Origin of the sequence: Psychrobacter sp. UBA3962 (genome assembly GCF_002385225.1) — a bacterium.
Taxonomy (GTDB): Bacteria; Pseudomonadota; Gammaproteobacteria; order Pseudomonadales; family Moraxellaceae; genus Psychrobacter.
Genome location: NZ_DGDC01000030.1, coordinates 1 through 13,966, shown reverse-complemented (window position 1 = coordinate 13,966; position 13,966 = coordinate 1). Strand labels below are relative to the sequence as shown.

The 13,966-nt window shown below is 43.6% G+C and carries 12 protein-coding genes; 7 read left to right on the top strand and 5 right to left on the bottom strand.

The window, feature by feature from the left end; translation table 11 throughout:
- The first annotated feature begins 298 nt into the window (after positions 1 to 298).
- Positions 299 to 1,813, top strand: a complete 1,515-nt coding sequence (locus B3S92_RS07525) for a UvrD-helicase domain-containing protein (protein WP_296204473.1) — start codon at positions 299 to 301, stop codon at positions 1,811 to 1,813.
- A 97-nt stretch (positions 1,814 to 1,910) separates the two neighbouring features.
- On the top strand, positions 1,911 to 2,882 hold the full coding sequence (locus tag B3S92_RS07520) for a tRNA dihydrouridine synthase (RefSeq protein ID WP_296204470.1): 972 nt from the start codon (positions 1,911 to 1,913) through the stop codon (positions 2,880 to 2,882).
- 120 nt (positions 2,883 to 3,002) lie between these two features.
- On the opposite strand, the gene B3S92_RS07515 is transcribed toward B3S92_RS07520, so the two are convergent.
- The 3 genes from B3S92_RS07515 to B3S92_RS07505 form a co-directional block, all read right to left on the bottom strand.
- Positions 3,003 to 3,428, bottom strand: coding sequence for an MAPEG family protein (locus B3S92_RS07515; RefSeq protein ID WP_296204467.1), 426 nt, complete (start codon positions 3,426 to 3,428; stop codon positions 3,003 to 3,005).
- A gap of 81 nt (positions 3,429 to 3,509) precedes the next feature.
- Complete coding sequence (locus B3S92_RS07510) at positions 3,510 to 3,920, bottom strand: OsmC family protein (RefSeq protein ID WP_414707014.1); 411 nt, start codon at positions 3,918 to 3,920, stop codon at positions 3,510 to 3,512.
- A 287-nt stretch (positions 3,921 to 4,207) separates the two neighbouring features.
- Positions 4,208 to 6,097, bottom strand: a complete 1,890-nt coding sequence (locus B3S92_RS07505; RefSeq protein WP_296204463.1) for an autotransporter domain-containing protein — start codon at positions 6,095 to 6,097, stop codon at positions 4,208 to 4,210.
- Between the two features lie 479 nt (positions 6,098 to 6,576).
- On the opposite strand from B3S92_RS07505, the gene B3S92_RS07500 reads away from it, so the two are divergent.
- Positions 6,577 to 7,098 carry an RNA pyrophosphohydrolase gene (locus B3S92_RS07500; RefSeq protein ID WP_077448780.1) on the top strand — a complete coding sequence of 174 codons (522 nt, stop codon included), beginning with the start codon at positions 6,577 to 6,579 and terminating at the stop codon, positions 7,096 to 7,098.
- 157 nt (positions 7,099 to 7,255) lie between these two features.
- Here B3S92_RS07500 and B3S92_RS07495 read toward each other — a convergent pair whose 3' ends face one another.
- Together B3S92_RS07495 and B3S92_RS07490 are read right to left on the bottom strand one after the other, a co-directional pair.
- Positions 7,256 to 8,350, bottom strand: coding sequence for an NAD(P)-dependent alcohol dehydrogenase (locus B3S92_RS07495; RefSeq protein WP_296204458.1), 1,095 nt, complete (start codon positions 8,348 to 8,350; stop codon positions 7,256 to 7,258).
- A gap of 287 nt (positions 8,351 to 8,637) precedes the next feature.
- On the bottom strand, positions 8,638 to 9,468 hold the full coding sequence (locus B3S92_RS07490; RefSeq protein WP_296204455.1) for an NRDE family protein: 831 nt from the start codon (positions 9,466 to 9,468) through the stop codon (positions 8,638 to 8,640).
- Positions 9,469 to 9,699: 231 nt separating this feature from the next.
- Here B3S92_RS07490 and lgt point away from each other — a divergent pair, with 231 nt between their 5' ends.
- The 4 genes from lgt to B3S92_RS07470 all read left to right on the top strand — a co-directional run bounded on the left by lgt (position 9,700) and on the right by B3S92_RS07470 (position 13,834).
- On the top strand, positions 9,700 to 10,584 hold the full coding sequence (gene lgt / locus B3S92_RS07485) for a prolipoprotein diacylglyceryl transferase (protein WP_296204452.1): 885 nt from the start codon (positions 9,700 to 9,702) through the stop codon (positions 10,582 to 10,584).
- Between the two features lie 30 nt (positions 10,585 to 10,614).
- Positions 10,615 to 11,475, top strand: a complete 861-nt coding sequence (locus tag B3S92_RS07480; RefSeq protein ID WP_296204450.1) for a thymidylate synthase — start codon at positions 10,615 to 10,617, stop codon at positions 11,473 to 11,475.
- A 67-nt stretch (positions 11,476 to 11,542) separates the two neighbouring features.
- Positions 11,543 to 12,124: a dihydrofolate reductase gene (locus tag B3S92_RS07475; RefSeq protein WP_296204449.1), complete on the top strand. Its 582-nt coding sequence runs from the start codon at positions 11,543 to 11,545 to the stop codon at positions 12,122 to 12,124.
- A 165-nt stretch (positions 12,125 to 12,289) separates the two neighbouring features.
- The gene (locus B3S92_RS07470) at positions 12,290 to 13,834 is read left to right on the top strand and encodes a phospholipase D family protein (RefSeq protein ID WP_296204447.1); all 1,545 of its coding nucleotides are present in this window, start codon (positions 12,290 to 12,292) and stop codon (positions 13,832 to 13,834) included.
- The last annotated feature ends 132 nt before the right edge of the window (positions 13,835 to 13,966 follow it).

Sequence of the window (13,966 nt, the reverse complement as noted above, 5' to 3'; positions counted from 1 at the left end):
TAAAATCCAATTACTGCCAATTACTGATGGGTCTCTGCTAAATACACCGTTTAAATTTTCAGCCACTTTAATCTGCTATAATAATCTTCGACTCCTTGTGACCCACTCGGAGTCGTGATTAGTCACCCAGCATCTAGCCAAACTTTGGCTCCTATATCCTTTTTTCGATCGCTCTATTTGAAGACTTTATAGCTTTTTAAATAGACAACAAACCGCCATTTCATCAATGAGCTTTGCCAGCTACCATTGCTTCGTCAATGGTTTTTTAGCCCTCTTTTTTTTATCCATAGGTAATAATATGTCTGTAACTGCTTTATCGTCAGCACCCATGCCGGCTTATATGAGTGACCCGACCGATGAGCAGTTGGCTGCTTTAAATATGGCCATGGACGGTAAGTCTTTTAAAATAGTGGCCTATGCCGGTGCGGGTAAGACTACCACGCTAAAGCTTATCGCTGAACGTCTGCGCGGTCGTGGCTTATATTTGGCTTTTAACAAAGGCATTGCCAATGAAGCCAAACAAAAATTTCCTGGTCACGTAGACTGTCGCACCTTTCACTCTTTGGCCTACCGTCATGTGTCTCGAGATATTACCGCTAAGCTGTCACTACCGCGTTTTTCGCCCAAACGTTTGGGCGATGATCTAGGACTACGTACTGTCCAAGTACGTCGTCAAATGGAAGGCAAAACCACTTATGTCAATTTAACCCCTGCCCGCCAAGCTCGGTTTGTCAGTGATGCCGTTAGCAACTTTTGTAGCACTCATGCCAGCTATCCCGCGCCACGCCACTTAATTTTCCCCAGTTGGATGTCGGCTGCTGACGAAGAGCAACTGCGTGAGATACTTTATCCTGCTGTAGAGAGACGTTGGGAACAATCGATAGATCCCAGACACCCTGCGGGCATTGGACATGATATTTATCTGAAGCTATGGGCACTGTCAAAGCCCATTATTCCAGCTGATTTTATTTTATTTGATGAGGCCCAAGATGCCGACCCTTTAATGATGGGGATTTTAACTCAGCAGTCGCGTCAAGTAATCTATGTTGGGGACGCTCATCAGCAAATTTATGAGTGGCGCGGGGCAATCAATGCCATGAAAAAACTGCCTTTACCGCAAACCCTGCTGACTCAGTCTTTCCGTTTCGGTGAAGACATTGCGGATATCGCTAACTTGTTTTTAACAGCGCTACAAGAAGAGGTGCCCTTAAGAGGCAACCCCAATAAGACCTCTAGTACCGACAAGATAACAACGCATGGTAAAAAAGACGCTATTTTATGTCGTACTAACGCCGCGGCGATGGCACAACTGTTGTCGGGGCTGAAAAATGGCCATAAAGTGGCCTTACAAGCTGATGCCGACAGAATGCTCAAGTTCTGTAAAGCGGCGGAGAGTTTAAAGGCAGGTAAATCTGCTTACGGGGTACCAGAGCTTGCTTATTTTTATAACTGGGGTGATGTTCAAGATTACGCGGAGACCAATGAAGGCAGCGACCTTAAGACATTGGTAAAGTTGGTTGATGACCATGGTACGGAAGTGCTGTCACAAGCGGTAAATAGCCTGACCGATGTGCGCGATGCCGACTATGTTATCTCTACTGCCCATAAAGCCAAAGGTCTCGAATGGGATCGGGTACAACTTGACGATGACTTCTATTATGACGTTACCACCCATGGGCTAAAGATTAGCCCTGAAGAGCTGCGCCTACTTTATGTGGCCTGTACCCGAGCCAAAGACAACCTTGATATTCACAATATTAGAGACTTAATCTCCGGCTTTAAATCGGGTAAAAAAGTCATTTATGGGACTTAGTGGTTATCCCCTATCCTGTCCCAAACCATAAGGTGGTGGCTGTCTTACTACAGATAAGCTATCATGCCCCTTTTATTTCTGCGTCTGTGTAATCGCCATGTCCTTTTCCGCCCAATTCTTCTCAAATCCTGTGCGTCTACTTGCTCCTATGGAAGGACTCACTGACCCATTAATGCGTCAGATCCTAACCCAAATTGCGAGCGACTTGGGACGGCCCTACGATTGGTCTGTCAGCGAATTCATTCGTATTACCCATCATGTGTTACCAGAGCATGTCTTTTATCGCTATGTTCCGGAATTAAAAAACGATAGCCGTACCGAGAGTGGCACCCCGATTCACATTCAGCTGTTAGGTAGTAATCCGGAGCTGATGGGGGAAAACGCTCTAGTCGCAGCTGAGTTAGGAGCACCAGCAATAGACATTAACTTTGGTTGCCCCGCTAAGACCGTAAACAACCACCGTGGCGGAAGTGTCCTTCTCGATGAGCCTCACCTAATGCGCGATATCATCTCGGCGGTACGCGATAAAACACCGAGCCATATCCCGGTTTCAGCAAAAATACGTTTGGGCTATACTGACAGCAGTAATTTGCAAGGCATTAAAAGTGCCATTGCCGACAGTGGGGCTGACTGGCTAACCATCCATGCCCGCACTAAGACTCAAGGCTACAAACCCCCGGCTTATTGGGAAAAAATTGTCAGCTTTACAGAGCTTAAGATACCGGTGATTGCCAATGGCGAGATCTGGAATCATGACCATGCCTTACGTTGTAGCACCCAATCGAATACCGCGCACCTTATGTTGGGTCGAGGCGCTGTGACCAGACCAGACTTGGTGGCCCAAATTGATAATCCAGACATCACGCTACCCTGGCAGGCACTAATTGTGCATCAAATTGCCTTTCTTCAAGGCGAAGCAAAAAGTGATTTGGCATTAATCGGTCGTTATAAGCAGTGGCTAGGCATGCTCAGTAAAGGCTATGTAGAAGCCAAAGAGTTGTGGGAAGACATTAAAAGGGTACGCGATAAACAAAGCATTATAAATAAGCTTGAAGCACAAATGGGGTAGCTTTAGCTTTCAAATTTTGTCTGTAGTAAATTAATAGTCAAAAAAAGGAGCTTGATTGATATCAAGCTCCTTTTTTTGACTTTTTTTACAGCTTATTAAAGCCTTCAACCTGTCTAGGTTTTAGAAGGCCATTTTTACCGCTAAATAAAACAGCATAAAGCAACAAGCCATTGATAAGGCCCAAATAATAGAGCGTAAAGTTGGTAGGTTGACGATATAGGCAATGGCATAAATTAAGCGTAAAGCCACATACATCACAGCTAGGTAGTTCACCACAATCTGGGGCACGAAAAACAACATGGCAACGATCACTGAGGCCAGGAATACGGGCAAACTCTCAAAGCTATTTTGCTGAGCGGCATTAGCACGCGCTGCCCTGCCAGTAAATTTAGCGACTGCCTCACGGGGATGACTATTGTCAGCCATACCAAACCCACCCAGCGCCTTAGCCAACATGGCAAGCAAAAAAGGGAGGGCACTGGCAATCATCATCGTCCAGATAGCCACATTTGCCGTGCCTGGTATTAAGGCAAAGAACCAACTCATTATATCTTCCTTAGGTTTCGACTGATCATTTACTGCCTATTTAATTTATTAGTTAGCTATTATGATAGCTATGGCCTGAGATTAACTGGCAACGACTTCAAAGCTATGGGTAACATGTACCCCACCGTCCGCTAGCATTTTGCTGGCTGAGCAGTATTTGTCTGAAGACAATGCCACTGCTTTTTCTACTTGTTTTTCTTTAACATCATTACCGGTCACCACAAAGTGCAAATGAATGTCGGTATATACCGCGGGCACAGTATCGGCGCGAACCGCGGACAACTCACAGCGCACATCTTCGATATCTTGACGGCTCTTTTGCAAAATACCGACCACATCATAGCTGGCACAGCCGCCCAAACCCAATAAAACAAGCTCCATAGGACTGGCCCCAGCGACTTTATTGGCATCAATATCAACGGTCTTACCCGATGGCGCAGTCCCAATAAAGTGTTTATCTTCTTTCCAAGTCACATCGCCTTGTAGTGGCATAGATTTTGGGTCTAGTCTTGGGGTGTCATTACTCATGATGCGGTCCTATTTATCTGTCTTAAGATTGTTATATTTCTATAATAAGCTGGCTTATTCGCCAAAACAAAGGTAATCGTACCACGCTATGGGTGGGATGCAAATATGCTTCACGTAATCGTTGTATTCAGCTTAGCTTATCGGCTATCTCTCTCTGGCTTACTTACTTTTAAAACTAAAAGGCTGAATAGTGTTAACTATTCAGCCTTGGTATTATTTTACGATAATCAGGAAAATTCAATCAGAGAATACTACTTAATTAGCTCGATAAATACGCTGGTGAGTTCATCTTTATCCCCTGAAGCATATGACACGCCGGCACTGCCTAAGAATGATTTAAACTGACGAGACAAGCCAAGGCTAGCCCCAAAGCTGTCATCATCAAGGCTGGCTTTTGGTGCTGTAAATGACATATCAGATAAGGTATTTACTCGTGCTGTGACTTCTTTATGATTATCATCCAACTGCTTTTGATAATGAACATCGCCAAAGACATTTAAGGTGTTGCTCAACTGGCTACTGGCTTTGACCCCCAACGTCCCATAAATAGTATTGTATTTTTGCTTATCGAACTGCATGGCAATCGGATCGTCCGAGGTGCCTTCTTTAATCGCATCGAGCTTAACTCGGTTGGCTGTAGCCCCTAGATAGGGGGTTATGGTGGTATTGGCAAACTGAGTCAGGTCATTTAGCACCATAGGATAACCCGCTTGCAACGACGCATAATAGCGACTGCCATCGACATCTGACTTATAATTCTCAGTATAGTTATCTAGACTCACTTTACGATTTAGTTCCATATCGATAGTGCTATAACCTAGCGCGCCATTCAACTGAACTTTGCCTAAATTATGGCTATGATACAGGCCTAACCCCAGCTCATCAAAATCAACCTTATCAAGGCCATTACGCTTGCTACTGTCTAGTTCTGATCGACTTAAATTGGCATAAACCCCGGTCATCGCATTGGGTAAGCTGCTATGAGTAAAGTCAAGTCCCATTAATAGCTGTGCATTACCACTACTCTCAAATCCAGCCACATCTAGTGCATTGATATTCGCCGATATCCACCCTTCTGGGCTCATGCTTTGAGTGCTATGATTTTGGTTTTGACGCTGATTGATGTGGGTTTGCAAACGCTCATTAGTGGCTAAGCCCGACTGGGTAGCGATATGAGGTAACACACTCACCTGGCCGGGTGCAGTAACTACCGCATTGGCATAATCGGCAATCATGCGGTGCGCACGTCCTGTGGGATGAATGCTATCGGCAAAGAAGTAATTGTTTTCTGCCCCTGGCTCAGCTAAGTCCGTTCTTCCACACTCTAGTGAGCTGACCGAGCCACAAGCTGTTTCATTCATATTGCTAAAACCGTAAGCCGATGGGTTTTTTGCAACTTTTTGCAATAAGCTAAAAGTGTCTAACGGAATAACATTGGCTCCAGTGCTTTTTACCCCTTCATATAAGGCATCATTGTATTGAGCAGACATCCCAGTACCAAAAGCTTGTAGACTCTCCCCTGCTGCCGCAAGATAGGGTGTTAATCCAACATCAGGGATATTAGGTGCTAAAATATAGTTAGCCCCATTGGTATGCAACTTGTTGATAACGGCCACTTGGTCCTGTACAGCTTCAGAGATGATTGTATCTTTGCTTGGCAAATCCTCTACTACCGCCAATAGGTCATTGGCTCCAATCCAAACTGAATATAGCCCGTTAGAATCTACCGTATTATTTTCTAAATAGCTATCTAGCTGAGTTTTTGTAGAAGCAACAGGCAACCCTTCTCTTTGCACATCTTTTCCTGCTCGTGCTCCCCCAATGGCATAGTTGTTTCCTGTTCGACTACCATCTATGGTATTAGCAGTGGAAGTTAGACCTAGACTCTCTGCGAATGGCGTGGCCCAAGTATTATCAGGGTTGGTTGTAAATTGACCGGACTCTTCTTTATCCAATACCGGTTTAAAGTAGCCCCCATCGGTCAAGCTGTCCCCAAAAAAGGTGACACTACTATAGTCACTCGCATGAGCCACACCCATACCCGATAAAGTAATGGCCAATATCGCTTTTGATAGGCTTTTTAGGGCAGGGAATTGAACTCTTTTTGTAGAGCAATGAGAGGTGGGTTTATATGTAGACATCTCGACTTCCTTGTCGTTAATTAACGGTTAATTGTTTACTAAATGAATCACATAATAATAGTGAACAAGTGTACACAATAATCCTAATATAGGCAATAAATTCGGCATTTATTTGGCAATACCTAACCCTATTATAGCAATTGCAACACCGCGCCTATTCTTTAATTCTCCTCTTATTTCATGTCTACTCTATGCAAAGATACTATATTGATTTCATTGAAATTTATAACTTATATGTCAATCTCATTGTTAAAAACTGCTAATTGCTAGATTGCAACCTTCTAGCGAGGCTGTGAAACATTTTATATCAAAATATAGTTACCATTTAACGTCAAATACTGGTTTAATATAGGCAATGATTTATCAGTTTGTCTGATTTCTGTTAAGCCGAGGCAATTAAAACGATAACAGATAGCCAAAGTTAATTTTGAAACAGAAAACTGATGGTATTTCAACATTTTTAAATTAAGGTTTTCGTCATGATTGATGCAGACGGCTTTAGAGCTAATGTCGGTATCATCTTGGCAAATACACAAGGACAAGTACTATGGGCGAAACGAGTTGGTCATGATTCTTGGCAGTTTCCGCAAGGCGGTATCGATGAGGGAGAAACGCCTCTAGATGCCATGTACCGAGAGCTGTGGGAGGAGGTAGGCTTATATCCTCGACACGTTAAGCTTTTGGCGGCGACTGACAACTGGCTAAGGTATCGCTTACCCAAACGTTACATACGTCATGGGCAGCATCCTTTGTGTATTGGGCAAAAACAAAAGTGGTTTTTGCTGCAGCTAGATGAGCCGAATACTGAACATATCCGCTTTGACACCGCGAAGCCAGAATTTGACCATTGGGAATGGGTCAGCTACTGGTATCCGCTGGGTCAAGTAGTTCATTTTAAGCGAGGCGTGTATCGCCGTGCACTGCGAGAGCTGGCACGTGAGTTACCGCTAAAAAAAGAGCTGATTTTACCTGAGACTACCAACCATCTTTTACAGGTTTAATAGTAACAGGTTAATCATCTAAATCTCTTTTGCTTAATTTGATTAATATTTGTTTTATATTTTACTATTTTATGAAAAGAGGCCCGTATCTATTGATACGGGCCTCTTTTTTGCATGGTGATCTTTATAGATTAGATAGAGTAATAATAGAAAGCATTTAAGGTTTAATAGCTACTTTTAACACTCCGTCACGTTGATGCATAAATAAATCATAAGCTTCCACGATATCATCTAACTTATAGGTGTGAGTTACCATCTCAGAGAGATCAATGCGTCCTGACTCAATAACATTCAGTAAACGACGCATGCGCTCTTTACCGCCTGGGCATAAAGCAGTTCTTATGGTGTGATCGCCCAGACCGGCCGCAAAATGAGCCATAGGAATGGTTAAGTCTTCTGAATAAACGCCTAAACTTGAAAAAGTACCACCAGGTTTGAGTATTTTTAGACCTTGCTCAAAAGTCGATTGCAACCCAAGCGCTTCAATACTACTGTCTACCCCGCGCCCACCGGTAAGCTTCATAATCTCATCGACCACATCGACTTCTTTAAAATTAAGCGTAACATCGGCGCCCATTTTTTTGGCCATAGCAAGTCGTTCGTTATTGCCATCAATAGCGATGATGGTGGACGCTCCTTTTAACTTGGCCCCTGCTGTGGCACATAACCCAATAGGCCCTTGCGCAAAAACAGCCACAACATCGCCAATTTGAATATTGGCATTCTCAGCCCCTTTAAAGCCGGTCGACATGATATCAGGGCACATTAAAACCTGTTCATCGGTTAGGCCATCAGGAACTGGAGCTAAATTGGCCTGCGCATCAGGAACCAATACATACTCTGCTTGCGTCCCATCTATAATATTGCCGAAGCGCCAACCGCCCGTGGCTTTATAACCATGGCAGGCGCAAGTCCCATCAGGTTGAATATAACCGCCGTCTTGAGAAGGGAATCCATCTTGGCAAGCATAAGAGCTAAAGCTGGGACAAATAGCACCAGCGATAACCCGCTGCCCTTCTTCATACCCCATGACAGCACTGCCTAACTTTTCAATAATCCCCACCGGCTCATGACCGATCGTCAATCCTTGGGCAACGGGATATTCTCCTTTAAAGATATGAATATCCGTACCACATATGGTGGTCGTGGTGATTTTAATCAGAGCATCGTTGGGACCTACGTCTGGTATTTTCTTTTCAGTCAGCTCAATTTTGCCTGGTTCAACGAATATTAATGATTTCATCATACTCATGTCGTACTCCTTGTGTGTTTGTCCTTTTTATCCTTTTTTCCTTTTGACCCTTATTGGTAATAAGCAGTGGCGATAATTTTTTAATTAACCCTAAACTATTACTCAACACAACCAGTATAACGAATAAAACATGTCTAAATAACCACATAACCCTAATTTTATTAGGGAATTTAGTAACTGTATTTTACCAAGCAATCCGAAGGTGTTTTAAAAGACGGCATTTTATGAGACAACCCCTTATAAGAGCGTAGTTTCTAAGAAAACTCTTTATAAAAATCTTACAGATATTACGAATGTTTAATCAGATACTCACGGCTTTGTAATATTAATTTCGATAAGGGTACAGCGGTTTTATTATTACTATTGGGCTGCTTACTGAGGGTCAAAATACTTTGAGTCCTCGTGCCATAATTCGGCAACTCTGGAGTATCAATACAAATAGAAGATAAAGCCTGCTCTAAAGCTGGAGGCATACCGGTATCGGGCAGCTGCTCATCAGGAGCTTGTAGCGTATCGGTTAGTACGTTCCACGCCGCAGGTAGCCAATAATCCTTATCTCCCTGATGAAACTGTAAGCTTTCACTGATTAAAGGCAACACTTCTTGGCGCACCCTCCCCCGCAGACGCTCAGATTTGAACCAAGCATCATCGGGTTGACCATTAGAGATAATATGTAGCCCACTGTGCAGCGATGTGGGCGGATAGCCACGGTTGTTAACCAGCACTGCTTGTTTATCATCGCCGATAATTAAATTGAAGCCCGCATAAGCCTGCAACTCCACTTGCCGAGCATAGGCCAAAGGCGATAAATCACTACTCAAAAAGTTGGTAACCAGCTCCCCTCGAGAACGTTGATCGGGAGCAGCCTGCACCCCATCCCGAAAATTCAATACCGCTGCCCAACGTCCATTTTGAGTAAATTGTTTACTTGAAGCTAATGGTTGCTGATGAATACCGAGCCAAGTGCCGCCACTTTGATCATCACGACCGGCATAAATAGGTAGATCAGACCATTGGTGTGCCGATGTGGTGGGCCGCTGCAAAAACTCATCGCGGTTAGACAAGATTACTAAGGGCAGCTCATCAAATAACTGCCAAGCAATGGCGGCAATACACATAGGTTTTCCTTAATAGAGACAGGGGGAGAGATAGTATAAGTCCTTTATATTATGGGGCAGTCTCAGTGATTTATCCATCTGATAACTGACTATGACTCATGTGAATGAGGGCTTTTTTACCTGAGAGATTGGCTTATTCTTTCCCCCACTCAAATACACTTTACAGTTAATGTCTTAATGGTCTATTTTTGCTATTATGACAGCCATAATATAATCAGGTAGACCTTGCTCATGATGATTCATCCTCAATTCGACCCTGTCGCTTTTTCACTTGGCCCCCTTCAAGTGCACTGGTACGGTTTTATGTACCTGCTCGCCTTTGTCGCCGCCTATGGACTGGCTTGGTACCGCAGTACCAAACGTGAAGGCTGGAGCACAGAGATGGTTTCCGACCTAGTGTTTTTTGGGGCCTTGGGTGTCATTTTGGGCGGCCGTATTGGTTACGTACTTTTATATCAATTTAGCGAGCTGCTACAAAACCCGATGTATCTGTTCCGGGTATGGGAAGGAGGCATGTCATTCCATGGTGGTTTTATAGGCGTTGCCCTAGCCATGGTTTACTTTGCGAAAAAATACAAAAAGCCCATCTTTAATGTTTTAGACTTTATTGTGCCTTGTGTGCCTACAGGCTTACTCTTTGGTCGAATTGGCAACTACATCAACGGCGAGCTTTGGGGCCGGGTCTCAGACGGGGGCTACAACTGGCTGACCTATTTCCCTCAAGCGGTGAACTTTGATGCCGCATTGATTGCCACCAACCCTGCACTACAGTCTTTGATGACAGATGTGAACGGTAATTATCTGCTTCCTCGTCATCCCTCGCAGCTGTATGAAGCCTTTGCAGAAGGGTTATTAACTTTCATATTGGTATGGTGGTTCTCATCCAAACCACGCCCACGTATGGCCGTCTCTGCTTTATTTATGTTGTGCTATGGCATTAGTCGTTTCACAATCGAATTTTTCCGTCAGCCCGATGAAGGCTATGCCCTGATTTTTGGTTGGATGAGTAAAGGCCAACTTTATACTCTGCCCATGATTATTATTGGGGCGGTATTAATGGTTCTGGCCTATCGTCGCCAGCAATACGACTGGGGCAAATACGCCACTCACTCTTAATTTACCTTTTGATAATTTGACAGTATGACTATGATAACTAGCAAAAATGAAGCCGCCTATCTTGATTTAATCCGCTACGTGCGTGACCACGGTACCGAAAAAGGGGACCGTACTGGTACTGGCACTCGTAGTCATTTTGGCGCCCAGTTGCGTTTTGACCTAAAAGAAGGCTTTCCGCTATTAACTACTAAAAAAGTTCATATGAAATCGATTACTTATGAGCTATTTTGGTTTTTAAAAGGCGATACCCATGTGAAGTACTTACAAGACCATAATGTCCGTATTTGGAACGAGTGGTCAACTGCTGAACAAACCGCTCGCTTTGGTCGTCCTGAAGGGGAGCTTGGCCCAATTTATGGTCATCAGTGGCGTAACTATGGCGCCAGTAAGGCTGAAGATGGCAGCTATAATCAAGATGGTATCGATCAAATTAGCGAAGTTATTGAGCAAATTAAAAGCAATCCAAACTCTCGCCGTTTGATTGTTTCGGGCTGGAACCCTGCGGAAGCCACGCAAGTTGCCCTGCCCCCTTGTCATACGCTATTCCAGTTCTTCGTCGCAGATGGCAAGCTGTCTTGTCAGCTATATCAGCGTTCAGCAGACTTATTCTTAGGCGTACCATTTAATATTGCCAGCTATGCTTTATTAACTCACATGATTGCCCAAGTTTGTGATTTAGAAGTGGGTGAATTTATTTGGACTGGCGGCGACTGTCACTTATATCAAAACCATATTGAACAGGTAAACGAGCAGCTGTCTCGAGAGGCTTATGAGCTACCCAGCTTATGGTTAAACCCTGAAATCAAAGATATTTTTGATTTTACCTTTGATGACATTCGAGTAGAAAACTATAAATCGCACCCAGCTATCAAAGCACCAGTAGCGGTATAGGCCAAGAGCTCCACCCCTGTAAGCGATCTATAAACGCAATAATTTATTATTGATTAAGGACATTTTTATGAGCTATGCCCATACTCAAGTTGCCCAAATCGCTGCCATTAGCAGTAACCGTTGTATCGGCAAAGGTAACGACTTACCTTGGCATATTCCTAACGATTTAAAGCACTTTAAAGCCATGACGACTGCTGAGACCGATACTTATGTCGACACTGGCTTAAAAGGTATCGTCATTATGGGCCGTAAAACCTTTGAATCTATGGGGTCCAAGCCACTGCCAAAACGCGTGAACTTTATTATTACCACCCAACTAGATTATGCGCAGCAAAAAGGGTTAGAAAACCTGCAAGATGTGCACGTGGTCCATAATCTGGATGATGCTTTGACTCATGCTGCCAATGTCGCTCATGGCTTAAAGTTTGAAACTATTTGGGTCATCGGCGGCGAAAGAGTGTTTAAAAACGCGTTAATATTTACTGACCGTATCGAGTTGACCGTGGTGGACACTGTCATTGAAGAGGGGGATGCTTTTTATCCAGAAATACCAGATAACTTTGAGCTAACCGAAGAATCAGAGACCTTCACTGATGAAAATAGCGGCTTAAGCTATAAATTTGTGACCTATATGCACAAAAAAGATTAGTTTGACGCTTAACCTAGATTAGGTAAATAAAGGTTATATGGCATAAAACTCATCAACTTAAGCCTGCTGCTTTTAGCGGGCTTTTTTATTCTTATTCTCCTGCTATTATGACTAAGATGTAGACCCTTTCGTCACAATACTGTGTTATCCCAAAAGAGCAGCCCTATGTTAATAAAGACCTTAAAAATAATTTTGCTTTTTATTGTCAGCTTAATTGCTCTGTTGAGTCTTGTGGCAATCCTTACTTATAAAAGTTTGCCTGATAATACGGGTCGCACTGTATCTCATTATTTACCAGTTGACCCTAATACTACTTTGGCCCAAAAATTTCTGCCCTCGATGCAGCAACACCCCGGGCTCAGTGGTATCTATTTGCTCGATGATAGCCACGAAGCGTTTTTGGCCCGATTGTCATTAGCGGCTTCAGCCCAAAAGACCTTAGACGTCCAATATTATATTTGGCATGATGACACCACAGGCCATCTATTGATGCAAAGCTTATATCAAGCTGCTGAGCGCGGCGTCCGTGTTCGCCTGTTACTCGATGATAATAATACTGGCGGCATGGATGATTTGCTTGCCAGCGTCAATGCTCACCCTAATATTGAGATACGCTTATTTAACCCCTTTATGCAGCGTACTTTTCGTCCTTTGGGCTACTTAAGTGACTTTTTTCGGTTAAATCGTCGTATGCACAATAAGTCTTTTACTGCCGATGGGCTGGTGACGGTAACTGGCGGTCGTAACGTAGGCGATGAATACTTTGGTTTTGGTAGTGGCGTATTATTTGCAGACTTAGATATGACTGCAATAGGCCCAGCCGCCAAGGATGTGGAACAAGACTTTGACCGCTACTGGGCCAGTGAATCATCTTATCCGCTACAAAGTATTGTAAAGCATATCCCTTCCGACCCTTTTGATACCACCCCTGCAACCGATAAAGAAACGCAAATTTTCTTAGAAGAATTGGGAGAATCAAATTTTGTTAAGCAACTGCATGACGGGTCACTGCCCCTAATTTGGACTGAGGTAGATCTCATCAGTGATGATCCCGCCAAGGTATTACAGAAATCAAAGGAAGCGGACTCAGTATTGGCGCATATTGTGCCCTTAATGCAAGACACCAAAGAAGAGTTGCTGATTATCTCTCCTTATTTTGTTCCAGCCAAACAAGGATCCGCTCTATTTCGTCGTTTGGCCAACGAAGGTAAAGAGGTCGCTGTACTGACCAACTCTTTAGCTGCTACCGACGTAGTCCCAGTACACGCAGGTTATGCCAAATATCGCAAACCTTTACTGCTTGCCGGTATCTCCCTATACGAGCTGAAGCCTCAGGCGACGGTCGTTACCAAAAACCATGGCGGTATCATCAAAAGTAGTGGTGCTAGCTTACATGCCAAAACTTTTATTATTGATAATAAAACGCTATTTGTCGGGTCTTTTAATATGGACCCTCGTTCAGCAGCGTTAAATACCGAAATGGGGTTTGTTTTTGATAGCGAAGAGATGGCCCGTTATTTGGCAGACAACATGAAACAAAAACAAATGGAATACAGTTATAAGGTGAGTAAAACCTCGAAAGGTAAGTTGCACTGGGAGACCCTTGAAGACCATCAAATAGTTGAGTTTGACGATGAACCGCATAGCACAGTCTGGGCCCGTATTGGCGTATGGATATGCTCTTTATTGCCCATTGAATGGTTGCTGTAGCCCGTTAAGTTTATACTGACCCATGTCAATAGGTATCAAATCAATAAGCATCAAAAAATATCAACTACCTACTCGCAGACTAATATACCAGCCTAAAAAAGCCGCCCCATTTTGAACTGACCCCCAAATGTT

Bases quoted from the DNA above. Each gene is read 5' to 3' on its own strand.
- B3S92_RS07525 (WP_296204473.1), top strand. From the start codon at position 299: ATGTCTGTAACTGCTTTATCGTCAGCACCCATGCCGGCTTATATGAGT.
- B3S92_RS07520 (WP_296204470.1), top strand. From the start codon at position 1,911: ATGTCCTTTTCCGCCCAATTCTTCTCAAATCCTGTGCGTCTACTTGCT.
- B3S92_RS07515 (WP_296204467.1), bottom strand. From the start codon at position 3,428: ATGAGTTGGTTCTTTGCCTTAATACCAGGCACGGCAAATGTGGCTATC.
- B3S92_RS07510 (WP_414707014.1), bottom strand. From the start codon at position 3,920: ATGCCACTACAAGGCGATGTGACTTGGAAAGAAGATAAACACTTTATT.
- B3S92_RS07505 (WP_296204463.1), bottom strand. From the start codon at position 6,097: ATGTCTACATATAAACCCACCTCTCATTGCTCTACAAAAAGAGTTCAA.
- B3S92_RS07500 (WP_077448780.1), top strand. From the start codon at position 6,577: ATGATTGATGCAGACGGCTTTAGAGCTAATGTCGGTATCATCTTGGCA.
- B3S92_RS07495 (WP_296204458.1), bottom strand. From the start codon at position 8,350: ATGAGTATGATGAAATCATTAATATTCGTTGAACCAGGCAAAATTGAG.
- B3S92_RS07490 (WP_296204455.1), bottom strand. From the start codon at position 9,468: ATGTGTATTGCCGCCATTGCTTGGCAGTTATTTGATGAGCTGCCCTTA.
- lgt (WP_296204452.1), top strand. From the start codon at position 9,700: ATGATGATTCATCCTCAATTCGACCCTGTCGCTTTTTCACTTGGCCCC.
- B3S92_RS07480 (WP_296204450.1), top strand. From the start codon at position 10,615: ATGATAACTAGCAAAAATGAAGCCGCCTATCTTGATTTAATCCGCTAC.
- B3S92_RS07475 (WP_296204449.1), top strand. From the start codon at position 11,543: ATGAGCTATGCCCATACTCAAGTTGCCCAAATCGCTGCCATTAGCAGT.
- B3S92_RS07470 (WP_296204447.1), top strand. From the start codon at position 12,290: ATGTTAATAAAGACCTTAAAAATAATTTTGCTTTTTATTGTCAGCTTA.